Source organism: Cohnella sp. GbtcB17, from assembly GCF_019091135.1.
Taxonomy (GTDB): domain Bacteria; phylum Bacillota; class Bacilli; order Paenibacillales; family Paenibacillaceae; genus Cohnella.
Genome location: NZ_JAGXJW010000079.1, coordinates 1 through 26187 on the forward strand (window position 1 = coordinate 1; position 26187 = coordinate 26187).

The 26187-nt window shown below is 60.8% G+C and carries 21 protein-coding genes; 16 read left to right on the forward strand and 5 right to left on the reverse strand.

Annotated elements, in window-relative coordinates; genetic code table 11:
• The 3 genes from KVT38_RS29985 to infC form a co-directional block, all read left to right on the forward strand.
• Positions 1-601 (forward strand): ATP-binding response regulator (locus KVT38_RS29985; protein WP_217597429.1); only part of this gene is annotated, 601 nt, incomplete at its 5' end.
• 51 nt (positions 602-652) lie between these two features.
• Positions 653-1852 carry an acyl-CoA dehydrogenase family protein gene (locus tag KVT38_RS29990; protein ID WP_217597430.1) on the forward strand — a complete coding sequence of 400 codons (1200 nt, stop codon included), beginning with the start codon at positions 653-655 and terminating at the stop codon, positions 1850-1852.
• Between the two features lie 29 nt (positions 1853-1881).
• A complete protein-coding gene (infC, locus tag KVT38_RS29995) occupies positions 1882-2373 on the forward strand; it encodes a translation initiation factor IF-3 (RefSeq protein ID WP_217597431.1) in 492 nt (163 codons plus the stop codon).
• Positions 2374-2457: 84 nt separating this feature from the next.
• Here the strand turns inward: infC and KVT38_RS30000 are convergent, their stop codons facing one another.
• From KVT38_RS30000 to KVT38_RS30015, 4 genes are all read right to left on the reverse strand, one after another.
• Complete coding sequence (locus KVT38_RS30000) at positions 2458-2946, reverse strand: hypothetical protein (protein ID WP_217597432.1); 489 nt, start codon at positions 2944-2946, stop codon at positions 2458-2460.
• 434 nt (positions 2947-3380) lie between these two features.
• On the reverse strand, positions 3381-3863 hold the full coding sequence (locus KVT38_RS30005) for a copper amine oxidase N-terminal domain-containing protein (RefSeq protein ID WP_217597433.1): 483 nt from the start codon (positions 3861-3863) through the stop codon (positions 3381-3383).
• Positions 3864-3980: 117 nt separating this feature from the next.
• Positions 3981-7268 (reverse strand): DEAD/DEAH box helicase, encoded by a 3288-nt coding sequence (locus KVT38_RS30010; protein WP_217597434.1) that lies wholly within the window; start codon positions 7266-7268, stop codon positions 3981-3983.
• Positions 7269-7423: 155 nt separating this feature from the next.
• Positions 7424-7726: a hypothetical protein gene (locus tag KVT38_RS30015; protein WP_217597435.1), complete on the reverse strand. Its 303-nt coding sequence runs from the start codon at positions 7724-7726 to the stop codon at positions 7424-7426.
• 230 nt (positions 7727-7956) lie between these two features.
• On the opposite strand from KVT38_RS30015, the gene KVT38_RS30020 reads away from it, so the two are divergent.
• The 8 genes from KVT38_RS30020 (at position 7957) to KVT38_RS30055 (ending at position 17682) form a co-directional block, all read left to right on the forward strand.
• The gene (locus KVT38_RS30020) at positions 7957-9819 is read left to right on the forward strand and encodes an LTA synthase family protein (protein WP_217597436.1); all 1863 of its coding nucleotides are present in this window, start codon (positions 7957-7959) and stop codon (positions 9817-9819) included.
• 22 nt (positions 9820-9841) lie between these two features.
• Entirely contained in the window at positions 9842-10513 is a 672-nt protein-coding gene (locus KVT38_RS30025) for a phosphatase PAP2 family protein (RefSeq protein ID WP_217597437.1), read from the forward strand.
• Positions 10514-10689: 176 nt separating this feature from the next.
• Positions 10690-11562, forward strand: a complete 873-nt coding sequence (locus KVT38_RS30030) for a helix-turn-helix domain-containing protein (protein ID WP_368859184.1) — start codon at positions 10690-10692, stop codon at positions 11560-11562.
• Positions 11563-11773: 211 nt separating this feature from the next.
• The gene (locus KVT38_RS30035; RefSeq protein WP_254639672.1) at positions 11774-12637 is read left to right on the forward strand and encodes an ABC transporter permease; all 864 of its coding nucleotides are present in this window, start codon (positions 11774-11776) and stop codon (positions 12635-12637) included.
• 16 nt (positions 12638-12653) lie between these two features.
• The gene (locus KVT38_RS30040; protein ID WP_217597439.1) at positions 12654-13550 is read left to right on the forward strand and encodes a carbohydrate ABC transporter permease; all 897 of its coding nucleotides are present in this window, start codon (positions 12654-12656) and stop codon (positions 13548-13550) included.
• A gap of 101 nt (positions 13551-13651) precedes the next feature.
• On the forward strand, positions 13652-15316 hold the full coding sequence (locus KVT38_RS30045; RefSeq protein ID WP_217597440.1) for an extracellular solute-binding protein: 1665 nt from the start codon (positions 13652-13654) through the stop codon (positions 15314-15316).
• Positions 15317-15403: 87 nt separating this feature from the next.
• A complete protein-coding gene (locus KVT38_RS30050) occupies positions 15404-16396 on the forward strand; it encodes an N-acetylglucosamine kinase (RefSeq protein WP_217597441.1) in 993 nt (330 codons plus the stop codon).
• Positions 16393-17682 (forward strand): 6-phospho-beta-glucosidase, encoded by a 1290-nt coding sequence (locus KVT38_RS30055; protein ID WP_217597442.1) that lies wholly within the window; start codon positions 16393-16395, stop codon positions 17680-17682. Before KVT38_RS30050 ends, KVT38_RS30055 begins: the two co-directional genes overlap by 4 nt.
• 72 nt (positions 17683-17754) lie before the next feature.
• Here the strand turns inward: KVT38_RS30055 and KVT38_RS30060 are convergent, their stop codons facing one another.
• The gene (locus KVT38_RS30060) at positions 17755-18390 is read right to left on the reverse strand and encodes a TetR/AcrR family transcriptional regulator (protein WP_217597443.1); all 636 of its coding nucleotides are present in this window, start codon (positions 18388-18390) and stop codon (positions 17755-17757) included.
• Between the two features lie 225 nt (positions 18391-18615).
• Between KVT38_RS30060 and KVT38_RS30065 the strand changes: the two genes are divergently transcribed.
• From KVT38_RS30065 to KVT38_RS30085, 5 genes are all read left to right on the forward strand, one after another.
• Positions 18616-20106, forward strand: coding sequence for a DHA2 family efflux MFS transporter permease subunit (locus KVT38_RS30065; RefSeq protein ID WP_217597444.1), 1491 nt, complete (start codon positions 18616-18618; stop codon positions 20104-20106).
• Between the two features lie 476 nt (positions 20107-20582).
• Entirely contained in the window at positions 20583-21629 is a 1047-nt protein-coding gene (locus tag KVT38_RS30070) for a LacI family DNA-binding transcriptional regulator (protein WP_217597445.1), read from the forward strand.
• A 48-nt stretch (positions 21630-21677) separates the two neighbouring features.
• Positions 21678-22133 (forward strand): VOC family protein, encoded by a 456-nt coding sequence (locus KVT38_RS30075; protein WP_217597446.1) that lies wholly within the window; start codon positions 21678-21680, stop codon positions 22131-22133.
• Entirely contained in the window at positions 22130-22837 is a 708-nt protein-coding gene (locus KVT38_RS30080; protein ID WP_217597447.1) for an SDR family oxidoreductase, read from the forward strand. The genes KVT38_RS30075 and KVT38_RS30080 overlap by 4 nt, the downstream gene beginning before the upstream one ends.
• A gap of 379 nt (positions 22838-23216) precedes the next feature.
• Positions 23217-26180 (forward strand): efflux RND transporter permease subunit, encoded by a 2964-nt coding sequence (locus tag KVT38_RS30085; RefSeq protein ID WP_217597448.1) that lies wholly within the window; start codon positions 23217-23219, stop codon positions 26178-26180.
• Positions 26181-26187 lie beyond the last annotated feature (7 nt).

The following is a 26187-nucleotide window of genomic DNA, read 5'->3' on the forward strand; positions in this document are numbered from 1 at the left end:
GTTCGCGGTGCTGCTCGGCGGCGACATCCGGCTGGAGAGCGGGCCGGGCCGCGGCAGCCGGTTCACGCTGCTCCTGCCGTGGTCGGCGCTGGTCACTTCGGCGGCGGATGCGCAGGCGCCGGCGGGATGGAATTCGGGGGCAATGGAACAGGCGGCGTCCCTGGAAGCGTCTGCGGGGCAGGCACGGGGACGTTCCGCGGCCGACAGCGGCCCGGCGTCGGTCGTGCCCTCCACGCATCGCCTGCTGATCGTCGACGACGACGAGCACAATGTATATTCGCTGCGGGTCGCGCTCGCGGCGAAGGGTTTCGGCGTCGTGACTGCTTCCTCCGGAGGCGAGGCGCTCGGTATGCTGTCGGGGAACGCGAGCATAGATCTCGTGCTCATGGATATTATGATGCCCGGCATGAGCGGCATTGAGGCGATCGGCCGCATTCGGGCGATGCCCGGCCGCAGGGAGCTGCCGATTATCGCGCTCACTGCGAAGGCATTCGTGGAGGACGGCGAGGAATGCCTCCGCGCGGGAGCGGACGGCTACTTGACCAAACCGGTGAATGTGAACGAGCTCGTCCGCGAGATCGGCGTTCGCTTGCGAAAGTGAGCGAGGGCCGGATCGGGAGATGAAAAAGAGAGAATGGGGAGTTAAGCCGTTATGGGGAAAATGGGGAAGAGCATATCGGAGGCGCTGCTGGCGCAAGTCGGGGAGGCTGCGGCGGCCATCGAACGAGACGGCCGGTTGCCGCAGGCGATCTTGGAGCGGATCTACGAGGAGCGGCTGTTCAAGCTCTTTGTGCCCGAAGCGCTCGGCGGGCGGATGACGCCGCTGCCGGACGCCGCGCGTATTTTCGAGCAGGCGGCTTATGCCGACGGCAGCTTCGGCTGGCTCGTGACGATCGGCTCGGGCGGCGGCTTCTTCGCCGCGACGCTGCCGGAGGAGACGGCCGAGGCGCTGTTCGCGGACCCGCGCGCGGTCATTGCGGGAAGCGGCCATCCGACGGGCGTCGCGAAGCCGGTGCCGGGCGGCTATCGGGTGAGCGGCAGCTGGAAATATTGCAGCGGGGCCGGGTACGCCAGCTTCTACACCGCGAACTGCATCGTGGAGCGGGGCGAGGATGGCGGGCAAGGGGGAGAGGGCGCCGATGATCGTGGTGTCGATCGTGCTGACGAGCGATCTGATAAGCTTACTGGCGTTCGAACCGTCGAGCAAGCTGACGCGCGTACCGACAATCGAACTGGCGATCGAGCGCCCGAGATTCGTTCGTTTGCCTTCCTGCCGGATCAAGTGGAGATCGTCCGGGATTGGAACGCGATGGGGCTTCAGGCGACGGAAAGCCATACGATCCGTGTCGTGGACGCGTTCGTTCCGGATACGCACACTTTCGATATCGCATCGGAGCCGCGTTACGACGATCCGATCTATCGCTACCCGTTTCTGCCGTTCGCGCAGGTTTCGTTTGCGGCGGTCGTGCTTGGGCTGGGACGGCGATTCCTCGATGAAGCTGCTGCGCTTGCAGGCGCGAAGCGGGGCGAGTGGGATCGCGCTTATGCCGGTCGATACGGACGGGTATCGGAGGCGATTGGAGGACAGCGAAAGTTGCTGGAGACGTTTGCCGACCGTTTTTATGGAGAAACCGAGTCGTCCTGGCAGACGTTTGCCGAACGGCGCGAGCTGCCGGACGAGACGGTGCGGCGCGTCAGCGGCACATGCGTCGAAGCCGCCCGCTCGGCGGTCGGAGCCGCGCATGCGATATGGCCGATGCTGGGCATGACCGCGCTGATGCAGCGAGAGACGATCAATCGCGTATGGCGTGACCTGCATACGGCGGCGCAGCACGGTGTGCTGAATCTGTAGCGTTGCAGGCAGGAAAGGGGAGAGGCAGCATGCTGCTGATGAACGAAAAAATAAAAGCGTCCGAGGTGGCGCTCACCGGGCTGCATGGAGAAGATCTGGGCATCGTCGGGCGGGAAGAGGCGCTCGCGATGGCGAAGGAAGCGAAGGCGGACCTCGTCTGCACGTCGCTGCTCAGCAGCCCGCCGCCGTGCAAGCTGGTCGCGCGGGGCGCTGCGAAGCAGTCGGCCGCGCAGGAGAAGCGGGCGGAGCGCGTCCAAGGCGGCGCGGTCAAGACCAAGGAGCTGCGGCTGACCGCGCAGATCGAGGAGCACGACTACGAGACCAAGCTGCGCCAGGCCGAGAAGCTCTTGGTCTCGGGGCACGCCGTGCAGCTCACGGTCAAGCTGGCGGGCGCCAAGGAAGGCGAGCGCGCCAAGGCGCTCATCGAGCGCATGCTGAAGGAGCTAGCACCGCACGGCTCGCGCGAGACCGGGATTCAGGTCAGCGGTAAGCAAGCCGCGGTGAAGGTGAATCCGGTCTAGGGCGGCACGGTTGGAGTGTAAGTCAAGTTGTGAACTGGCTGCAGGGCTGGGGAGCGTGAGTCAAGACATGCACTGGTAGTATGGTCAGGAAGCGTGAATCGAGACATGCCTACTAATCGCTATGAACAGAGCGTCCAAGGGGGCGCTCGTTTTTTTGAGCTTGAGCTTTAATGGCGTTTTGATTAGGAGATGCCAACCAGACTGGCGCGGCCTTTTCCGCGCTTGAATGACGGATGGTTCGTATCTTATCATTTGCACCCTCGCATTCTCGCTGGGTGGTATATTCCTGCCCAAATCCCAGGCGATCAACCAGTTCCCGCGTCGCGTCGTACCTTGCAGACTGGCCAACGCCTCGGCGATTCGAGCCGAAGCGATCAACGTTTCGGATAGTGCATGCAAGTCCGAAGGGGCGTTTTCCCCGCGATCGTTGCTTCTTGTATTTACACTAATTTGCAGGTGCAGAGCCGCACAACGCATGAAGTCCGCAATCGCTTCTTCCTGTCGCAAGACCGCTTGCCGAACAGCCTCTTTAAAAAGCGCGTGGTGTTCACGGTCTTCCGGATTCAACGTCATATCGCCACCTGCCTCCGCGCCGTCTTCTAGTCCTTTTGGGGATGCTTGTATCATCCTATGAAGGCCGGCTGGCATGTTATAACCTATTCTCACGTAGATGCGGGAGAGGGGACGCTCTCGGCGATTAGACACAGGGAGCGGCGCACACGGGGCTAGTACAGCACAGCGTAAATCATCAATCTATAAAGTGAAAAGGCGTAGATGAGGGTATCGTGCAAAAGTGCACGATCGAGAGCCGCATCCGCTCGTCGTTCTCCTACCGCGCAAAAGCTTTTGCACGATAGGCTTCATCAGCATGGCAATTGTGCTGCATCAATGTAAGTCAACAGTCACCCTTACATAACTCATCTACAGCAGCAGCGAAAAAAGGCCGCCCCATCCAGTCAAACGTTTCGACTGATGGAGCGGCTTTTGAATTTAACGGGATAAATCGTTTACATCGTCATTTGCACGATCTTCTTCTCGTTATCGTACGAGACGACCTTCCAGCCCAGCAGCGTGCCGATGTCGCGGAGCGGGACGACGACGCGTCCGCTCTTGACGGTCAGCTTGGCCGCGAGCGTTTTTTCTTCGCCGTTGTACATGTACTTGTTCGAGCCGATCGTGAACGTGTACGTGTCCTTGTTGTTGCTCTTCTTCATGTAAATGGTCTTCTTGCCGTTATAGTTGATGCGCGCGCCGGACTTGCCGGCGATGACCGCGAACGGCACGAACGTGACGCCGTTCTCGATGTAAGGCGTCGTGTCCAGCGTTTCGACGCCGTCGTCGATGCCGATGTTGTGGTTGCCGACCTGGAACCACAGCTTCGAAGGCATCGGCGCAGGCGTCTCCTCCGCGTAAGCGGCGGCACCGGTGGCGGACATCGCGATGGCGGCGCCAAGCAACAGCGCGGCGGTCTTCTTCATGGGCTGCTTCATGAAAGATCACTCCTTAGTAGGATGATATGTACTACGTCGGTATGACCGACGAATATTCCATGAATTTTATACCCCGAAGCTTTAATTTGCAATCAATACGAGACAACAAATATTGGATTAAATATTAAGCAGCTCGCGAATCTCGTCCTCGGTCATGGCGGAGAGGCTCTCCTCGCCCGGCTGGATGACCTCGGCGATGAGATCGCGCTTGCGCTGCTGCAGCTCGACCATCTTTTCCTCGATCGTGCCTTCGGCGACGAGCTTGATGACCTGCACGACGTTTTTCTGCCCGATCCGGTGCGCCCGGTCGGCCGCCTGCTGCTCGACCGCGGGGTTCCACCACAGATCGTACAGGATGACGGTGTCGGCGCCGGTCAGGTTGAGGCCCGTGCCGCCGGCGCGCAGCGAGATCAGGAAGATGTCGTTCTCGCCCTCGTTGAACCGGGTGCACAGCTCCAGCCGTTCCGCCGCCGGCGTCTGGCCGTCCAGATAGAAGCAGGGCAGGCCGCGCAGCGACAGCTCCTCGCGGATGATGGCGAGCATGGACGTGAACTGGGAAAACAGCAGAATCCGTTTGCCTGCATCCAGCGCGTCTCCGACGATCTCGAGCAGCTGGTCGAGCTTGCCGGAGCTGCCTTCGTAGCCTTCGACGAATAGCGCCGGGTGACAGCACAGCTGGCGGAGCCGCGTGAGTCCGGCCAGAATGCGCATCCGGCTCTTCTGGAAGCCATCGTGTTCGAGCTGCTGCAGCGTCTCGGTCTGGAGCTTCGAGAGATAGGCGACGTACAGCTTTTTCTGATCGTCGGTCAGCTCCGAATGCTGCAGCGTCTCGATCTTGTCGGGCAGCTCCTTCAGCACGTCGCGCTTCATCCGGCGCAGCAGGAACGGCCGCACGCGCTTCGCGACGAGCTCGCGGGAGAGCGCGGCGAACTCCCGTCGGCTGCCGAACAGCTCGGGGAAGACGGCGTCGTAAAGCGACCACAGCTCGTCGAGCGAATTCTCGATCGGCGTACCGGTGAGCGCGAAGCGAATGCCCGCCTGGATGCGTCCCACAGCCTGCGCGGTCTGGGTCGCATGGTTTTTGATCGCCTGGGCTTCGTCCAGGAAAAGGCAGTAGAACTTGAGCGCGCCGTACAGCTCCATATCGCGGCGCAGCAGCGGGTAGGAGGTGATCACGACGACGGCGTCCTCCATGCCGGTGAGCGTGTCCAGGCGCTCCTGCTTGTCGCCGGCGGCCATCCGGATCCGGAGCCCGGGCGCAAAGCGGGACAGCTCGTGCTTCCAGTTGAAGATGAGCGAAGCGGGAGACACGATCAGCGCGGGACGACCGGAGGCGCGAATTTCCCCTACAACGGCTGCGATGAAGGAGATGGCCTGGAGCGTCTTGCCGAGGCCCATGCCGTCCGCGAGCACGCCGCCGAACCGGTAGTGCGCGAGCGTGCGCATCCACTGGTAGCCGAATTTCTGATAGTCGCGCAGCGTCGCGGTCAGGCCTTCGGGCAACGGAAAATCGAGATTGTCGGGATTGCGCATGTTGTCGAGCAGCTCGCGCAGCGCCCGCGTGAGCTTCACGCTGCCGCCGCGTACGTCCGCGTCCATGAGCGGCAGGCCGCGCACGGCCGCCAGGTCGAGCCGGGCGCCCTTGATCTCTGATTGGCGGATGCCCATCTCGTCCATGAGCCGGGAGATCTCGGCATAGCCGCCGTCCTCAAGCGATAGCAGGCCGCCGCCGGATAGGCGATAATAAGGCTTCTTTTCCACCAGGTTGCGCAGGATGTCGCGGATCTCGTCGTCGTCGATGCCTTCTACGTCGAAGCGCACCTCGAGCCAGGAGGCATGCGCGTCGTAGTCGATCGTCATGCGCGGCGCTGGGGGCAGATCATGGAGAAGCCGCCGCATCGCCGCGGTCGCGCTCACCTGGACGAGCCGCTCGAGCTCGGGCAGCAGCCGGTACTGGAACCGGTAGATGAGATCCTCATCTTCAAGATACAGCTCGCTGCCGTTGTACTTGAACGAAGCGCGCTCGATCAGGGCCATGATCCGGTGCTCGGCGTCCACGTCGCGCACAAGAATGGCATCGCTGTCGATGGCGTCGCGGCGCAGCGGGCTGTCCGCCTGCAGGGCGTTGATCTCCTTGTCGCCGTACCGGTAAGTAAGCCGGGCAAGCAGCCTGCCGTTCAGCCAGTCGAGGTCGAGCCGCGCCGCGAGCGGCGGGCTGACGATGCGGTCGGCGATCGGCTGCGCGATGTCGACCCGCCCGATCCGCTTGAGGGAAGGGACGACGCGATCGAGGAACGATTCCATCTGCGCGGGCGCGATCAACGCCTGCTTGGCAGGCTTGTAGGCGAACATCCGCTTGAGCTCCTCCAGCCGCCGGATCGCCGCATCGCCCGTCCGGTGAAGCGTTCCGTCCGCGAGCACGAAGCCGTAGTTTTCCAGAATGACGACCTTCTCGAGGCCCCGGATGTCCAGCCGGTAGCCTTCGAGGTCCTCGGCGCTGTCCAGCTCGAAGACGAGAGGGAGTGGGGCCTCGCTGACGACGACGGCTTCGGCGGTCCGCATGCCGTACTCGAACCGGACGTTCGCGCGTGCGAACAGCGGCAGCAGATCCTCCCAGGCGAGCGGGGGCAGGATGAGCAGCCGGTCCATCGCAAAGGCGGAGCCGCCGGGCGCCGCGCGGAAGGCGTCGCGATAGGCGGCCTCGCTGCGTGAGACGACGATGAGCTTGTCGACGATGGCGCGATCCTCCGGCTTGAAGACGTGGACGGCGGGATCGTAGACGAAGTGCTTGGCGAACGCGTACGATTGCCCGAGCTCGATCCGCTCGAGGAATTCCTTGAGCTTGGGCACCACGTACAGCCGCTTCGGGCCGACCTTCATCTCGATCGCGAGCAGCGGCGAGCGGGTATTTTCCGTCACCGCCTTGCAGATGAACTCCACGTCGAGCGGCACGATCTCCCCGGCCTCGGTCCCGAGCTCTTCGCTCGCGTCGGCCGTCCCGGCGGGGCCGTCGAACAGCGAGATAAGCCCTTTGGTGAAAAGCAGGTCGCGGGTCGGGATCAGCGCTTCCCGTCTGGCCGCAGGCATCGCGGGAAGCGGACGTTCCGCCGGCTCCGGTGCCCGTTCTTCGTGGAGGTGGATCAGCGCGGCGGCGATATGCTCGCAGTAATATTGCGAGTGCGCGGCGGAGCAATCGCATCTGGCGTCGACGATGCCGGAATCGCCGAGATCGATGCGCACGCTTCGGCGCCCTTCGGCGCCCCACACGTACGCGTCGTACCGGCGTTCGTCCTTCTGCTCGCCCGACGCCATCGCCTTGCCCGCTTTATCCAGCTTCATGCCGCGCTCGTACGCGGCTTGCCCGCACAGCAGTTTGATCTGCTGGAGGGACGGATGATAAATCATGCTTGAGCTTCCTTCCCCGCGACAGCTCGCGCGAATGGTAATATTTCATTATACCACAGCCCCATGCGCTTTTAGACGGACCGCCTGCCGCGTACAAAGCCAAAAAGCCCTTCGCGCCCGATTCGGGCGGAGGGCTTCTGCGGCCGCTGGTTGCGTCAGGCTTTTTCCCTGAGACCCACGATATGAACGAGCTGCGGCGTCGATACGACCTTGATCACATGATGCGCCTTGTCGTACTCGACGCTGCCCGAGCCCGCGCTCGCCGACTTCTCCGCGCCCAGCACGTAGAAGAGGTCGTCGGCCAGCGTGCGGATGCAGACGTCCTTTTCCGCCTGGGTCAGCTCCGCCCAATCCTGGGCTTCCATCTCGAACGTATCGTAGCAGTCCGGGATGGTCGCCAGCGCCTCGGACAGCTCATCCAAAATCTCGTCGTACGGTCTTGTATATCGAATGGCCACGTTCGCTCACTTCCTTTCGTATGTCCACATTATAGCTTATTTTTCCTGTTCGCGAAGCGTGCGGCGGGCCCGCATCCGGCGGCGGCTGGCAATTGCAAGCATCGCTTTATTTGAAGGCGGCAAAAGACTATAATGATGAAGTTGATTGCGTCGGCGTTTACTTGCGGTTTACACTTGGCCGGCGTTTTTGGCGTGCGGGATAGATTTAATAAAGGGATGGTCTTGCGTTTATGATGGCATGGCAGCGAGTACGGTTTTGGCTCACGAAGCCGTTTGTGTTGTTCTCCCTCTTGATGATTCTGAAAATGTACCTGGCGGGGTACGTTATCTTCGAAGGCTGGCGGCTGTGGCTGCCGCTTGCGACGGGGCTGCCGTCCGTATGGGTCGTCTTTTGCCTCATCGAGCTGCTCGCGCCAAGGCGCAAGCTGGGTTTGTATTTAACGGCGAACGGCGTGTTGACGTCGGTCTATTTTGCCGTGATTATGTACTATAAATATTTCGGCGTCATCGTCACCTACCATGCGCTTCAGCAGGTGAACCAGGTGACGGAAGTCAAGGGGAGCGTCTTCTCTCTGCTCCATCCGTATTTTCTGCTCATTTACACGGACTTCGTCGCGCTGCTGCTTCTGCTGTGCTTCAGCAAGTCGTTCCGCGCCTGGGGGCGCACGCTCAAGGTCCGCGAGCGCCGCAGCGTGATGTCCGTCATCGGCGTACTGGCGCTGGCCGCGTGCATCTTCACCGTCTGGCCGTACCGGCACAGCATGAACGAGGTCGTGCAGGCGGAGAAAATGGGCATTATCAACTACGAGGTATATGCCGCGTTCGCGCCTTCCAAGGATCGGCCCGTCGACGTCTCGGGCATGACGCAGGCGCAGATCGACCAGCTTAAAGGCTATACGCCGCCGTCCGGCACGCCGCTCTATTGGGGCAAGGCCAGCGGTAAAAACGTGCTCGTCGTTCAGATGGAGGCGCTGCAGAACTTCCTGATCGGCAAGTCGGTGGACGGTCAGGTCATCACGCCGAACCTGAATGCGCTCGCCGGCGACAGCCTGTACTTCGACCGGTTCTACCAGCAGGTCGGCCAGGGCAACACGGCGGACGCCGAGTTCGTCGTGAACACGTCGATGTTCGTACCGAGCCACGGCGCAGCCTCGCAGGAGTACGCGGGCAAGGAGCTGCCGAGCATGCCGCGCTTGTTCGGCGCGAACGGGTACGATACCGCGACATTCCATACGAACGACGCCGTGTTCTGGAACCGCACCGAGCTGTATCCGGCGCTGGGCTGGCAGGCCTATTACGATAAAAAGCTGTTCGGCGACGAGGACACGGTCATGTTCGGCGCCTCGGACGAAGTGCTGTACGCCAAGTCCACGGCGAAGCTGGCGGAGATGGCGGCGAGCGGCAAGCCGTTCTACGCGCAGTTGATCTCCATGTCCGGCCACCACCCGTACAAGATTCCGTCGCGCAAGTACAAGATGGAGCTCCCGGACCGCTTCAAGGGCACGCTCGTCGGCGACTACATCCGCGCGCAGAACTACGCGGACTTCGCGCTCGGCGAGCTGATCGCCGATCTGAAGGCGCGCGGGCTGTGGGACGACACGACGGTCGTGCTGTACGGCGACCATCAGGGCCTGCCAATCTACTCGCTGACGTCCGGCGAAAAGAAGCTCATGAAGGAGCTGCTCGGCCGCGACTACGAGTTGACCGACATGCTCAATATTCCGCTGCTGATCAAGCTGCCCGCCGGAGCGGCGGAGCACCGTACGATCGGCACGCTAGGCGGTCAATCCGATATTTTCCCGACGATCGCGAATCTGGCGGGCCTGTCGATGTCCGATCATCTTCATTTTGGCCAAGATTTGCTCAATTCAACCGGCAATATGCTGCCCGAACGCTATTATTTGCCGACAGGCTCCTATATCGACGACAGCGGCATGTTCATCTCCGGCACTGGCTTCGAGGACGGGCGCACGCTCGGCTTCAAGGACGGCGGAGAGACGCCGGGCGGCGACAGCCGCGCGAACTACGACAATGCGATGAAGCTGCTCAGCATGTCCGACGGGTACGTGCGATCCCTGCCGGACCGCAAGTAGCCGCCGCGAGGAGGGATCCGCGATGAAAATCAATTGGCCGGCTTCCGCAAGGCGCTTCGCGCCACTGCTCGCCATGCTCGTATTCCCGGTGCTCGGGATGATCTACGCAGCCGTGAACAGGGGAGGCGGGCGCGTCTGGCATCTGGTGACGCCCCTCGACCAGGCCGTTCCGTTCGTCACCTGGTTCGCCATTCCGTATTCCGTTTGGATCGTATATATCTACGTATGTGTGCTTTACTTTTTCGTCAAGGATGTCAGAACGTTCTACCGCGCCATCGCGACGTATACGATCTGCGCGCTCGTCTGCTACTTCGTCTACAGCGTCTTCCAGACGACCGTGCCGCGTCCCGAGCTCGTCGGGCACGATCCATTGACGCGGATGGTCGCCTATATCTATCACCGGGATCAGCCGTTCAACTGCTTCCCAAGCATCCATTGCTTCTCGAGCTACATGGTGTTCCGCATCCTCGCCAGCAGCACCTTCAAGACCCGCCGCAGTCTGTCGCTGATCGGCATCGGCTCGGGGCTGATCATCCTGTCGACGCAGTTCATCAAGCAGCACGTCCTGCTCGATGTCGTCGCCGCGATCGCACTCGTCGAGCTGACGCTGCTGGCGGTAAATGCGGCCGAGCGCTGGATGGCGAGCAGGGCAACGGTCCCCGGACGCTCCAAAGGAACGATGTACAGCTCTTAGCAGGAAAAAAGGAAGCAAACGCGAATCCAAAGGGATTGGCGTTTTTTTTTACCTCGTTTGGATAGCGCTTACATATGCTTTGGTCATGTGCGAGGCAGGTATTTGACAGATAATATAACGCGGAATTATCATTAGACTAAATTCGAGACTCCAGAAGACCGGGGGAGGGAGAAAGCGTGACATTAATTCAACCGTATAGCATTCCGCGGGAGAAGGCGAATTTGGACAGACGGTTTCCGATTTTTATAGAAGATACGGTAGGGGTGGACTCCGGGTATCAGCGCATGCATTGGCATGACGCGCTGGAGATCAATATGATCAAGTCAGGCACCGGCTACTATATCATCAACGGCGAGCGGTTTGAATTCAAGCAAGGCGATATCCTGCTCATCAGCTCGAACGATCTCCACTGCGCCTACGAGACTCGCGATCTGGTTCTTCAAGTTGTGACCTTCGACGGTGCCTGGCTGACGGGCACGCTCCGGTATGACCCCGAGATTCTGGCTCCCTTCAAGGAGATGGGCGTCAACTTCTCGAACTTGCTCGACCGCGCTCATCCCCGTATGAGTACGCTCCGTTCGCTGCTCCTGGAGATGCAGGCGGAGCATGTCGGCGCGCAGCGCTCGCATACTTCACTTGTGTACGCCTGCCTCCATCAGTTCCTTGCTTACGTAAACCGCGACTTCCGCGCTCCCCGCCAAGGCGAGAACGCTGCGCTCGGCGCGGCCAAGCTGGAGAAGATCCGCCGCGTCATCCATGCGATGGAAAGCGATCTGGCCTATCCCTGGACCCTTCAAGAGATGGCCGACCGCGTATATCTCAGCCCGTCCCGCTTCTGCGACGTTTTCCGCCGGACGGTCGGCGTGCCTCCGCAGGTATATCTCATTCAGCTGCGGCTCGAGCAGGCCGTCCATCTGCTCAAATCTACCGACCGCAAAATCCTTGATATTGCCATGGAATGCGGTTTTCGTACGCTCTCCAATTTCAACCGTTTGTTCATCCGCCAATATGGCAGCTCCCCTCGGACCGTCCGACGCAAGATGTCCTGATCCCCTTCTCGTTTGCAAAACAGTAAGATTGAGTCAGTATTCGGTCGATTTGGCGCAGAGGTGCCGCCCCCCGACAGGTAAGATAAAGGAAATTACCGACGGGGGGCGATAATGGCATATGGCGCTTACCGACATCCGCAAAGCGCGACAGGATGGAGAACTCAAGCCGTCCGGGCCAACACGGTTTCTCCGGCAGTGGGACATTCAACTGATGGTATTGCCGGGCTTGATTTTTTTGCTGGTATTCAGCTACATCCCCATGTATGGCGTGCTCATGGCCTTTCAAGACTACAGCTTGTTCAAAGGCTTTTTCGGGAGCCCGTGGGTCGGTTTCAAGCACTTTGAGATGTTCTTCGGCGCTCCCGAATTCTGGACGGTCATCCGCAATACAGTCGTCATCAGCATGCTGAAGCTGCTGATCGGGTTCCCGGCGCCGATCCTGCTGGCGCTGATGCTGAACGAGATCCGCGGCCGCGTCTTCAAGCGGACGATTCAGACGATCAGCTATCTGCCTCACTTCCTTTCCTGGGTTATTGTCTCCGGTCTAGTCGCATCCCTGCTGTCCACGGAGAACGGCAGCCTCAATCTGCTTCTCCAACAGCTCAACCTGATCGGCGAGCCGATCAACTTTCTCTCCTTGCCCGAATACTTCTGGTCGATCCTCGTCGTCACAGACGTGTGGAAAGAGATCGGCTTCTCCTCGATCGTCTATCTGGCGGCGATCGCCGGTGTCGATCCGCATCTGCACGAGGCAGCCGCGGTGGATGGCGCGAGCCGGCTGCGCCAGATGTTCTCGATCACGCTGCCGGCGATTATGCCTGTCATCGTCGTCTTCCTCATTCTGGCCATCGGCAATTTGCTGAACGCGGGCTTCGAAAATATTTTGCTGCTCGCCTCGAATCCGGTCCTGCGGGATGTCAGCGACGTCCTGGACACCTACGTATACCGGATCGGCATCCAGAATTCCCGCTACTCCTACGCGACCGCGGCTGGTCTGTTCAAGGCGTTGATCAGCGTCGGGCTGCTCGTGGCCGCCAATCAACTGGCTCGACGGTCGGGGAACAGCTTATGGTAAGGCGAGGGGGATCGTCATGCTTAAACTAACCGCAGGGGACCGTGCGCTGCTTGCCGTCATTTATGCGCTGCTCGCCATACTGGGCTTCGTCGCTTTTTATCCGTTTTGGAATGCGGCCGTTATCTCCTTTAACGAAGGCATCGACACGGTGAAGGGCGGCGTGACGTTCTGGCCGCGCGAATTCACGCTTGCGAATTACCGGATCGTGTTCGAAGATGCCCGCTTGGTCAATGCCTTTCTGATCTCTATTTTGCGGACTGTGGTCGGTACCTTCTGCGGCATGCTGGCAACGGCGATTTTCGCATACGGCATGACGAGACGCGAGCTGATCGGCCGGAAGTACTACATGGTGTTCTGCATCGTCACGATGTATTTCAGCGGCGGCCTGATCCCTTCGTTTTTGCTTATTAGGGAGCTCGGCATGTTTAACTCGTTCTGGGTCATGGTGGTGCCGGGACTGATCAGCGTGTGGGACATGATTATCTTCCGGACCTTCTTCCTCGGGCTGCCGCTCGGGCTGGAGGAGTCGGCCAAGGTCGACGGCAGCTCCAATTGGGGCGTGCTGTTCCGCATCGTATTGCCCCTGTCCGGTCCCGTCATCGCGACGCTGTCGCTGTTCACGGCTGTCTATCATTGGAACGACTGGTTCACGCCGAGCATCTATATCAGCAATGCGGACTTGCTGCCGATCCAGACCAAGCTGCAGCAGATCCTGAATTCGAACATCATGAGCGAGCAAATGTCGCAGCTGAATTCGGCCGCCCAGGGACGGCTGAACAAGATGCGGACGGTCACCACCAAGTCGCTCTCGATGGCGACGATGATGGTGGCGACGCTCCCGATTCTGTGCGTGTATCCGTTCGTGCAGAAGTACTTCGTCAAGGGCGTGTTGGTCGGCTCGCTGAAGGAATAACGCACCGCTTCGAGAGGGTTAACGGCGCCAAGGCGCCTGGACCGCGCTCCCGCCTGCCGGCGGGTGCCGCATAGATCGAACGATCGAAGGGAGAGGGAAAAATGAAGATTCTCAAAAAAAAAGCTTCGCTCGCATGGTCCGGCATGCTGGCCGCTGCGCTGATCGCATCGGGGTGCTCTTCCGGCAACGGGGAGACGTCGTCTTCGTCCGGCACTGCTTCACAGGGAGGGACGGCTTCCTCGAAGACGGAGGGCGTCTACAATCTGGGCGAGAAGCCTTTGTCGTTTTCCTTTTACGGTCACTACGATTGGTACACGATGCCGAATTGGGGCGAAGACGAGGCTTCCAAGTGGATCAAGGCGAACAAAAAGGTCGACGTGACGCCCGTCAGTTCGGGAGGCAACGCGGCGCAAAAGCTGAGCACCATGATCGTCTCGGGCGAATTGCCGGACGTCATCTGGATGGAGCGGGGCGCCGATGTGGAGAAGCTGCGCGAGGCCGGCATGCTCGTCGCGTTCGACGATTACTTGGAGAAGTACCCGAATCTCAAAAAATGGGCTGGCGATTCGACGCTTGAGATGCTCCGTTCTCCGGACGGCAAAATTTATCAGTTCCCGAACTGGTATACGACGCAGCCGAACGGCAACGCGGGCTACCTGGTCAACAAGAAAATATACAACGACTTGGGCGCGCCCAAGCTGGAGACGACGGAGGATCTCTACAGTTATCTGAAGCTCGTCAAGGAAAAGTACCCGAATGTCATCCCGTTCGAAGGTGGCCAAAAGGCCGAGGCGATTACCGTGCTGTCCTCGGCGTTCGCGGAAAACCATCCGTACGACTTCAGCAGCGTCGCCATGCTGGCCGCGCCCAAGGGCGACAAACTGGCGTCGGTGTTCGAGGACGAAGCGTTCCGGGAGGGGGTCGCGTTCGGCTCCAGGCTGTATCGCGAGAAACTGATGAGCGCGGACACCTTCACGCAGCCGCTCGATCAGGTCGAGCAAAATATCGTGACCGGCAAGGTGGCGGTGTACGCCGCGTCCAGTCCGACCGAATTCGGCGCCATCGGCAACTCTCTGCTCAAGGCGGAGGATCCGGATGCCGGGTACATTATGATCTGGCCCGTGCACAAAGAGGGCCTGGACAAGAACAAGATTTTTACGGGCTCCTACAACCAGCTCGGCTGGAACGTGAGCGTCATCACCAAGAAGGCCAAGGATCCGGAAGCAATCTTCGCCTTTCTCGATTGGATGACAGGGCCCGAAGGCCAACGCGTCATCATGTGGGGGCCGCCCGGACTGTACTGGGACGGTGCGGATGAGGAAGATAAGCCTAAGTTCACCGATAAGTTCACGAGCGATACGAAGGGCCGTGACAAGCTGATGAACGACACGGTCAATCTTCAATGGGTAGGCAACACCGTTTACGTCGACAACGCGAAGATGAAGTTCGAGTCGACGCTGCCCGAGGATCTCAAGAGCTGGGAGACCAAATGGCAGTCCCAGATCACCTGGAAGACGCAGTTCAATACGACCGAATACGTCAATCTCGACCCTGCCGGGGATTCGCCGGAAGGCATCGTGGCGCAGAGCGTGAAGGAGATTTACGAAAAGGCCTTCGCGCAGGCGATTCTGAACGGAAAAAGCGACGAAGACGTCTATTCGATCCTGGACAAGGCCAATGCAGACGCAAAGTCTGTGGGCTACGACAAGCTGTTGGATTATAAGACGAAGAAGTGGCAGGAAAACCGGAGCAAGCTGCAAAAATAACGGGGTTAAATTGAGAGGCGGCGGAACCGGCGCCGCGATTCGCTCGCGGAAGCCGGAAAACCGACCGCCGTCAGGGGAGAGGAAAGCTTGAAGTACTTTTTGGGCGTCGACGGGGGCGGCAGTAAGACGCTCGCCGTCGTCAGCGACGAGCGGGGCCGGATCGTCGGCCGCGGCTACGGCGGATGCGGCAATCATCAGCTGGGCCCGGAGTCGGCCAAGGCGAATATCCGCGCGGCCGTTGACGAAGCGCTGGCCAGCGCGAACGTATCCCGCGTCGACGTGGCGTATGCCGTCTACGGTCTCGCGGGCGCCGACAGGGAAGAGGACTTCCGCATTCTGCGCCCGATGATGGCAGGGCTGGGGCTGGGTTCGCACGATATCGTATGCGATACGGTCATCGGCCTTCGCGCGGGCACCCGGCAGCCGGACGGCATCGCGCTCGTCTGCGGCAGCGGTACCAACTGCTATGGGATCAACAAGCAGGGAGCGTCGTTTCAATGCGGAGGCTTCGGCTATGCCTACGGCGACTTCGGGGGCGGCGGCGAACTGGCCGTCGAGGCGTTCCGCGCCGCGATCCGGGCCTGGGAGGGCAGGGGGGAGCCGACGCTGCTCACGGAAGCGGTGCCCGCCGCGCTCGGTTACGCTTCCGTCGAGGCGATGTTCCACGATTTTCTCGATCACGACGCAAACATCCCGCGCGATCTCGTCAAAGTGCTGTTCGAAGTCGCGGATCGCGATGAGACGGCGAAGGCCATCCTACGGCGCCAGGGCGTCGAGCTCGGCTTGTCGGCTGAGGCGACGATCCGCCGGCTCGGCATGGAGGGGGATCGCTTCAATGTCGTGCTGGTTGGCAGCGTGCTGACCCGCGGGGATAGCCGCTATGTGATGCCCTATATCGAAGCCGCTGTCCGCGCGGCAGCGCCGGAATGCAGCCTGCGCGTGCTGACGATCGAGCCGGCTGGCGGCGCGCTGCTGCTGGCGATGGACCGGGCAAGTTTTGGGATCGGGCCGGAGGTATACGATAATCTTGCGCAGGCATTGTCCGTTCAGGCTTTCCAACAAGGAGGGGCGGAGGAATGAAGGTGGCGGTCATCGGCGGAGGCTCGTCCTATACGCCGGAGTTAATCGAAGGGTTCATCGCCAATTACGAGCGACTGCCGGTCCGGGAGATCGTCCTGGTCGATGTGTCGGAAGGGCAGTGGAAGCTGGACATTGTCGGTCGCCTGGCTAAGCGAATGGTGGCGCGTTCGGGGCTGCCGATCCAGGTCCGGTTGACCCTTGATCGGCGCGAGGCGCTCGACGGCGCGGACTTCGTATCGACGCAGATGCGGGTCGGACTGCTGGAGGCCCGCGCATGGGACGAGACGATACCGCTCCGTTACGGGATGATCGGGCAGGAGACGACGGGGCCTGGCGGCATGATGAAGGCGCTGCGGACGATTCCCGTGCTGCTCGATATCGCGCGCGACATGGAGGCGCTGTGCCCGGATGCGTGGTTGCTCAACTTCACCAATCCGGCCGGGATGGTGACCGAAGCGATCTTGAAGCATTCCCGCATCCGCTCGGTCGGTCTGTGCAATTCCCCGATCGGCGCGTACAAGTGGCTGTCAGGCCTCTACAGCGTGCCCGTCGACAGGATCTATTGCGAATTCGTAGGGCTCAACCATTTGCATTGGATCAGCGACATCCAGGTGGACGGCGTCCCCAAGCTGCCGGAGCTGCTGGGCGAAGGCGGCGGCTACTCCGCCGCGAACGTGCCGCAGCTCGGCTGGAATGCGTCATTGCTTCGCTCGCTCGGGGCGATTCCGTCGTATTACCTGAAGTATTTTTACCTTCACCGCGAGCTTTTGGCCGAGCAGCAGGCCGCGGCGTTAAAGGGAGAGACTCGCGCGGAGACGGTCAAGCGGCTGGAGAGCGAGTTGTTCGAGATTTACCGCGACGAGCGCCTGGCGGAGAAGCCGAAGCAGCTCGAGCAGCGCGGAGGCGCCTATTATTCCGAGGCGGCGGTCAAGCTGATGGTTTCGCTGCACAACGATGCCAAGGATGTGCAGACGCTGAACGTACGCAACGACGGCACCCTTGACTTCCTGCCGGACGACGCCTGCATCGAGGTCAACTGCGTCGTCCACGCTGAAGGACCTAAGCCGGTGCAGCCCAGGACCATGCCTCGGTCGGTCGTCGGCTTGATCCACGCGGTAAAAACCTACGAGCGGCTCGCGATCGAGGCAGCGGTCGAGGGGGACAAGGGCAAAGCACTGCTTGCCCTGGCCCATCATCCGCTCGTGCCGTCCTCGAACGACGCGGAACGCATGTTAGGCGAGATGATCGAGAAGAACCGGGCGTACCTGCCTTCGTTTTTTCGGTGAACCGGTTACAATACAAAGCGGACGGCGCGGATCTTCATGCGCCGTCCGCTTTGTGTTGCGGCTCATGCTTGCTTATCGGGCGAACAGCCCCCGGTATCGGTCCACGATCTCCGGGACGCCGAGACCGAGCGACTCTCGCATATGAATCACCCCGGCCGGCTGGAGCGAGCAGAGCAAGATATGCGCTTGTGCGACGCATCTTGCGCGCATGTCGTCGTCGGATTCGACGGTTGCCGCGGGTGCTGCGGCCTCATGGCCCACGCGTCGGGCGCGTTCGGCCTCTTCGTACAAGCCGGCGATCAGGTCCAGCAAATACCGGTACATCGGCGAGCGGAAAAATACGGACTCATCCTCGCAATCGTGAACCGTATGAATCGGCAGCAAAAGCTGAAATTTTTCGTCGATGAACTGAATAATGTATTGAAGGACGCCGCCGATTCTCTCGCAGGCGGGCAGGTGTTTATTCTTCGCAAGGAAATCCTCCAGCTGCTTGACCGTATCCATGGCCACTTGCTCGGCAATGGCGGCGCAGAGCTCCCCTTTATGCGAATAACAGCGATAGAGCGTGCCCTGGCCGACCCCGGCCGTCTTGGCGATCTGATGCATGCTGACCGTCTGCACGCCCTGCTCCGCGAACAGCTTCTTGGCGGCCTGCAGGATCAGGCGGCTGTTCTCGGCGGCGTCGCTGCGCTTGCGTGGCTTGATCATCGGGAGACGCTCCTTTCAAATGAATTGAACTTCGCGTTGACAAACGGACAATTGTCCGGTAACATGGCATTAAAAAGCGGACAATTGTCCGCTTAAAGAAGCCGCAGTCCTTTATAGCCTTGCATGATTCTATTGTAACGTTGAAGCCGAGCGGCGGTCAACGGCGCGATAGATCGGAGAGAGGCGCGGGGCGAGCGGCTACCTAAGGGAGAGTGGAGCGCTACAATGCAAGCCAATGCTGCATCGCCAGGTCAGCCGACATCCATCAAGGATGTATTCGCGCCGCTGATCGCCATCATCGTCGGCATATTCATGGTCATCCTGGACGGGACGGCCGTTAACGTCGCCCTGCCCCAGCTGATGGTCGAGTTCAATCAGAACAGCCTGTCGCTCGTCCAATGGACGGTCACCGGCTACGCGCTGGCCCAGGCCGCCGTCATCCCGCTGGCGGGCTGGCTGTCGGATCGCTTCGGCGCCAAGCGGGTATTCCTGATCGCGATTGGCCTGTTCACGATCGGATCGCTGCTGTGCGCGATGTCCAATTCGGTTGAGATGCTCATCGCGTTCCGCATCCTTCAAGGTCTGGGCGGGGGCGTCGTCAGCCCGATCGCGATGGCCTTCATCTACAGACTGTCGCCTCCGGGAAAAGTCGGCCAGGTCATGGGCATGCTCGGCATCCCGATTCTGCTCGCGCCTGCGCTCGGTCCGGTTATCGCCGGCTGGCTCGTCGACTACGCGAGCTGGGAATGGATTTTCCTGCTGAACCTGCCGATCGGCATCATCGGCATCCTGCTAGGCATTCGCACGCTGCCGAAGATGGACCGCCAGTCCGTCGCTTCGCTCGACATGCTCGGCATCATTCTGGCGCCGATCGCGTTCGCCGCGCTCGTCTACGGCGTATCCGAAGGCGGCAAGACGGTCGCGACGGGCAACAACTGGACGGCGGCTTCAACGTTGACCGGCATCGGCATCGGCGTCGTCGCGCTCATCCTGTTCATCATCGTCGAACTGAGACGCCGCGATCCGCTGCTCGAGCTGCGCGTATTCCGCTCCAGCACGTTCACGCGCGGCATCATCGTTCAGTGGGTATCGCAAATCGCGTTGTTCGGCACGCTGTTCCTCGTTCCGCTGTTCCTGCAGCAGGCTAAAGGCTACACCGCGTTCGAGACCGGCCTGATTATGATTCCCCAGGCGCTCGCCTCGGCGATCATGATGCCGATCGGCGGCCGGCTGAGCGACAGGTTCGGCGCGCGACCGCTCGTGCTTGCGGGCATGATCGTCACGACGGCATCCGCCTTCCTGCTGTCCGGCATCTCCGCCGACGCCGGCGTGAGCGCGATTATCCTGCCGCTGGCCTTGCTCGGCGCCGGAATGGGATTGTTCATGATGCCGCTCAACACGTACCTGATCCAGTCCGCTCCGCAAAATCTCGTCGGCCGCGTGACTTCGCTCACGAATGCCGCGCAGCAGGTCATGATGTCGTTCGCGGTAGCCGGTCTCACGACGCTGTCCGCGTCGCGGATGAAGGATATTATGGTCGACAAGCAGCTGCAAGCACCCGATCTGCACACGTATTCGGATGCGTTCGGCTTTACTTTCCTCGTGCTGACGGGCGTCGCCGTCGTGGGCCTCGTGCTCGGGGTGCTGCTCTCCAAGCCGAAAAACCCGCTGCCCGAAGGGGAAGCCGGCGCCGAAGTGCACATGATCGTCGGCTGATGCGTATCCGTTCGCGTTCCCGCGCGGACGGACGTCGGCCCAATTGGACGACCCCCGCAGGGTACCTGCGGGGGTCTGGTTTTTTTAATGCGATGCGATTGAATTTGTCGTACACCTGCATTTACAAGCGAAACCGCGCAATTCTTCCTGATAAATCATATGCACGAAAGCAACGAAAGCCCTGCCTCTCAGTCGTTCTTGCGGCTCCAATGACCGCGCCAGTCTTGAATTCGTGTCCTTCCAGCAGCCTTGGTAAAAAGGAATGATGTGGGGAACGCAGAGGGGTTCGACCCCAATGGAGAGGAAAAATCAGAGGGTTAACACTTGTCTAATATATTATAATACACGAAGACAAGAGAGATTGTCAATAACAAGACGCCAGACAGGGGATTGACCGCGGCAGGCGGATTCGTTAGAATGATGGTGTAAACGCGTGTTTACAATCCTTGATCAGCGTTCTAAAAGGATGGCTATACATGAAGAAAACAGAAATCAACTCGGTCGAGATCGCCAGGCTCGCCGGTGTATCCCGAAGCACGGTCAGCCGCGTAATCAACAATTATGCCAATGTGCCGCCCGAGACGCGCAAAAAGGTCATGGAGGTCATCGACGCCTACCAATACGTACCGAATCTGTCGGCGCAGGTGCTCGCGGGCAAAGGCACGCGCACGATCGGCCTGTTCGTCATCGAAGCCGGCCGCATCTCGGGCGATATGCTGACGAACCTGCTGCTCGCGAGCGTCGTCGAGCATGCTTCCTCGCGCGGCTATTACGTGCTGACCTATATTATCCGCGATACGGCGGATGCGGACAGCGTGCGCGGCGTCAAGGACGCCTTCTACCAGCGCCGCGTGGACGGCGGCATCTTCATCGGCGCGGCCAATGAGGAGCCGTTCATCGAGGCGCTGATCGCAGACGGCTTCGCGGTCGGCGTCGTGGATCAGCATCTGCCGGGCCGCAGCGAAGCCAACCGGATCGTCGCCAACTTCGACAATGCGTACGGCATGCGTCTGGCGGTCGGCTACCTCGCCGAGCTCGGACATCGCGACATCGGCATCGTGAACGGCGACATGAACCGCTATTCCGGCATCGACAAGTACAATGGCTTCCTGGCCGCGATGCAAGAGCATGGTTTGGAGGTGCGCGAGTCTTGGGTGCGGCCGGGCTTGTTCCATGAGGAGGCCGGGTACCAGGCGATGCGCAAGCTCCTTGAGGAAGAGAAGCGGCTGCCAACGGCGATGATCATGGCCAACGACAGCGTCGCGTTCGGCGCGATTCGAGCCCTGCAGGAGGCGGGCCTGTCGGTGCCCGAGGACATGTCCGTCATCGGGTTCGACGACCACGCGCTGAGCGCGAGATTCAAGCCGGCTTTGACGACGGTGGCGATCGACTTCGGCGACATGATGAGCAGCCTGACGGACTACGTGATTGGTCATATCGAAGACGCCGAAGGCACCGCGAGCCGATATATGTCGAGCTCCAGGCTCATCAAGCGGGAGTCCTGCCGTCCGGTCGGACGTTAGGCGAGTCAATTCCGAGTTGGAAAATAAGCGACAGAGGAGCGAGGCAACGTGGAGAAAGGCTTGTTGGGCAACAATACGATTACGCAAATCGGACTGGTCGTCCGCGACATCGAGAAGACCTCGCAGGCGTATGCCGACTTCTTCGGCGTCGACAAGCCCGCCTGGTTCTGGACGGACGCGCCCGAGATCGCGCGCACCGAGTACGGCGGGCAGCCCTCGAAGGCGCGGGCGAAGCTCGCGTTTTTCGACATGGGCTCGCTGCAGCTCGAGCTGATCGAGCCCGACGAGCACCCGAGCACATGGCGGGAGTCGCTCGAGCGCGACGGCGAGGGCTTTCACCATATCGCCTTCGTCATCGAGGGCATGCAGCAAAAAATCGAACTGCTCGGCCGCCAGGGCCACAAGCTGCTGCAAAAGGGCGAATACACGGGCGGGCGCTACGCCTATATGGATACGTCGTCCGAGCTGAAGCTGCTGGTCGAGCTGCTGGAGAACGACCGATGAACCTGCTGATCACCGGCGCCTCACGGGGGCTCGGATATGAGCTCGCCAAGCTCGCTGCCGCGCGCGGCCACGTCGTGGCGGCATGCGTTCGCGACGCGGGCCGCGCGGGCGACGATCTTGCGCAGCTCGCGGACCGCTATCCGGGCCTGGTGCGCATCGAGGCGCTCGACGTGTCGGACGAGTCGCAGGCGCAGGCGCTTGCCGCGAAGCTTCGCGGCGAAGGGTTCGTGCTGGACGCGCTCGTGAGCAACGCGGGCATCCTGCTTGGCCGCAGCGGGGGCATCGCTTCGCTGGAGATGGACGAGCTGAAGCGCACGTTCGAGGTGAATCTCTACGGCCCTCTGATCGTCGCCAAGCATCTGACGCCGCTCATGCGGGAGAGCATGTCCGGCGCGGAGATCGTCGTACACATCGCTTCGGACGCAGGCAGCTTCGCGGGGGCCTACGGCGGCGATTATCCGTACGCACTGTCCAAGATCGCGCTGTCGATGTTCACGAAGCAGTTGAACGAGGAGCTGAAGCCAAGAGGCATTCGGGCACTCGCCGTTCACCCCGGCTGGATGCGCACGGACATGGGCGGACAGTCGGCGCCGCTGTCTCCGGCGGAGAGCGCACTCGGCATTATCGACCTTGTCGAGGGGACAACCGAAGTGCCGGCGGAGACCTGGTTTGTCGATTACACGGGCAGAGCGATGCCGGTTTGACCGCCTCATAACAACATACAGGAAGGACGCGCTTTTCCGGTGATGGGCTGCCGGGGAAGCGCGTTTTTGTATGCAGCCGATCGGCGGCGTTCGGTGCGGTTGCCTCGTTGTTATGTTGTATGGACGGTAAATTATGAAACGGCTTGGTCGAAGGCGGCGTATACAAAGGTGGCAGCCAATGATTTGAACGACTGTTCGAATGGAAGGGAAGACGGACCTGTTTGCTTCCGAGAAAGGACGAAGAGTAATACCGCCCGATTGCATTCATTGACATTTGAACGGTCGTTCGATAGGATGGAAAAAGAAGGGTGCGGACGCGGCGTTGCGATCCTGACGCCATGCTGCGTCTGTATTTAAAGAGATCAAAGGAGCGGAGTGCATGAGGAGCATTATCGGGTTTTCGCTTAAAAACAAATTCGCCGTCTGGATGATCACCATTATCGTCCTTGTGGCGGGTATGTATTCCGGGCTGAACATGAAGCAGGAGAGTCTGCCCAATCTGTCGTTTCCGTATTTGAGCGTTACGACGGTTGTGCCGGGCGCCGCCCCGCAGGGCGTCATCGAGCAGGTAACGGAGCCGCTGGAGCAGCGTCTGCAAAGCGTCGAAAACGTTAAAAACGTAACGTCGACGTCGATGTCGAACGTGTCTAACATCAATCTGGAATTCGACTTCGGCCAAAACATGGACAAGGCGATGAGCGACGTCCGCGAAGCGATTGCGGCCACGACACTGCCGGAAGGCGCGCAGACGCCGACCATCTCCAAGTTCTCGATCAATACGTTCCCTGTCATGTCGCTCAGCGCCTCGGGCGAGGGCAGCCTGGAGGACCTGACCAAGATCGTGACCGACGTGGTGCAGCCTGCGCTTGAGGATATCTCGGGTGTGGCATCCGTCCAGATCTCGGGTCAATCGGTCAAGGAGGTCAAACTGACCTTCGACCAGGCCAAGCTGGCGCAGTACGGCATGACCGAAGCTTCGGTCGAGCAGATGATTCAGGCGTCCGCGGTCGAAGTGCCGCTGGGCATTTTCACGATGGGCAAGTCGGAAAAGTCGATCCTCGTCGACGGCGGCATCGTCACGCTGGACGACCTGAAAAATCTTGCGATTCCGGCTGTACCCGCTTCGGCGGGCGCACCGGGGGCTGGACAAGGCGGCGCTGCAGCAGGTGGCCAGGGTGGCCAGGGCGCTAACGGCGCCGCCGGCGGCGCGACCGGTCAAGGCGCTGCAGGCGCAGGCAACGGAGCCGGGGCGACAGCGGGCATTCCGACCGTCAAGCTGAGCGATCTGGCCAATGTGGAGCTCGTCTCTCAATCCGAATCGGTCTCCCGCACGAACGGCAAGGACTCGATCGGCATCCAGATCGTCAAGTCCAACGATGCCAATACGGTCGATGTCGTCAACGCCGTCAAGGACAAAGCCGATGAGCTCAAGTCTGACCATCCTGACCTGTCGCTGACGACGCTGCTCGACCAGGGCAAGCCGATCGAGAAGTCGGTCGAGACGATGCTGAACAAGGCGCTGTTCGGCGCGCTGTTCGCGGTTATCATCATCCTGCTTTTCCTGCGCAACATCCGCACCACCCTGATCTCCATCCTGTCGATCCCGCTGTCGCTCATCATCGGCGTGCTGCTGCTCAAGCAGTTCGACATCACGCTTAACATCATGACGCTGGGCGCGATGACGGTCGCTATCGGCCGGGTCGTGGACGACTCCATTGTCGACATCGAAAACATATACAGGCGGATGTCGCTGACGGGCGAGAAGCTGAGAGGCAAGGAGCTCGTGCTGGAAGCGACGCGCGAGATGTTCATGCCGATCATGTCGTCGACGATCGTCACGATCGCCGTCTTCCTGCCGCTTGGCACCGTCAGCGGAATGGTCGGACAGCTGTTCCTGCCGTTCGCGCTGACGATCGTATTCGCCCTGCTCGCCTCGCTGCTCGGGGCGATCACGGTCGTGCCGATGCTGGCGCACTCCTTGTTCAAGAACGGCGTGAAGCCGGGCAAAGGTCACGATCACGAAGACAAGCCGGGCAAGATGGCGATGGGCTACCGGCGCATTCTGTCGGCCGCGCTGCGCCACAAGGTGATCACGGTCGTCATCTCGGTCGTCATTCTCGTGGCGAGCTTGTTCCTGATCCCGGTCATCGGCGCGAGCTTCCTCCCCGAGGAGGAAGAGAAGTACACGATGATCACCTACTCGCCCGAGCCGGGGGCGCTGCTGTCCGACGTCGAGGCGCGCGCGCTCAAGGTCGAAGAGGCGCTGCTCAAGGATTCGGACATCACGAACATGCAATATTCGATCGGAGGCAGCAACCCGCTGTCGCCTGGCCCTTCCAAGGGCGGCCTGTTCTACCTGCAATTCAAGAACGAGACGAAGCACTTCGCCGACAAAAAGGAAAAGCTCGTGACCGACCTGCAGGCGCTCGTGCCCGAGGGTACCTGGTCCGAGATGGACTTCTCCGGCGGCGTCGGCGGCAGCACGTTCAGCATGAGCATTTACGGCGACGATCTGACGACTGTCGGCACGGCGGCGAATCAAGTCGCCGAGCTGATGAAGAAGGACAGCAACTTCAAGAAGGTCGATACGAGCTTGTCCAAGACGTATGAGCAGTACACGCTGGCGGCGAATCAGCAGAAGCTGAGCCAATACGGCCTGACGGCCGGCCAGGTAGCGATGGCGCTCATGCCGCAGCAGCAGTCCAAGGCGCTTGCGCGCATCCAGGAGGAAGGCAAGAAGTACGACGTCTTCGTGGAAAAGGAAACGGCGACCTACGGCGGCATCGAGGATCTCGGCAACGTTAAACTGCAATCCCCGCTCGGCATTCAGGTGCCGATCAAGGACGTCGTCGACGTCCGGGAAGGCGCGGCGCCGAACTCGATCGCGCGGGAGAACGGACGCCTGGTCGCGACGGTTAGCGCAGAGATCACGGCATCCAACGTCGCCAAGGCTTCGTCCGACCTGCAAGACAAAGTCGACGCGCTGAAGCTGCCCGAGGGCGTCGAGGTCAGCTACGGCGGCGTCACGGAGCAGATCAACGAGACGTTTACGCAGCTCGGTCTGGCGATGGCCGCGGCGATCGCGATCGTTTACCTCGTGCTCGTGCTGACGTTCGGCGGCGGTCTTGCACCGTTCGCGATCATGTTCTCGCTGCCGTTCGCCATCATCGGCGGATTGGTCGCGCTCTGGCTGACGGGCGAGACGCTGAGCGTATCGGCGCTCATGGGCGCGCTCATGCTGATCGGCACCGTCGTCACCAACGCGATCGTGCTGAACGACCGGGTCATCCCCAAGGAGCAGGTAGGCCACACCAAGCGGGATCCTAGCCATGTCGTTCCTTAGGAAGACA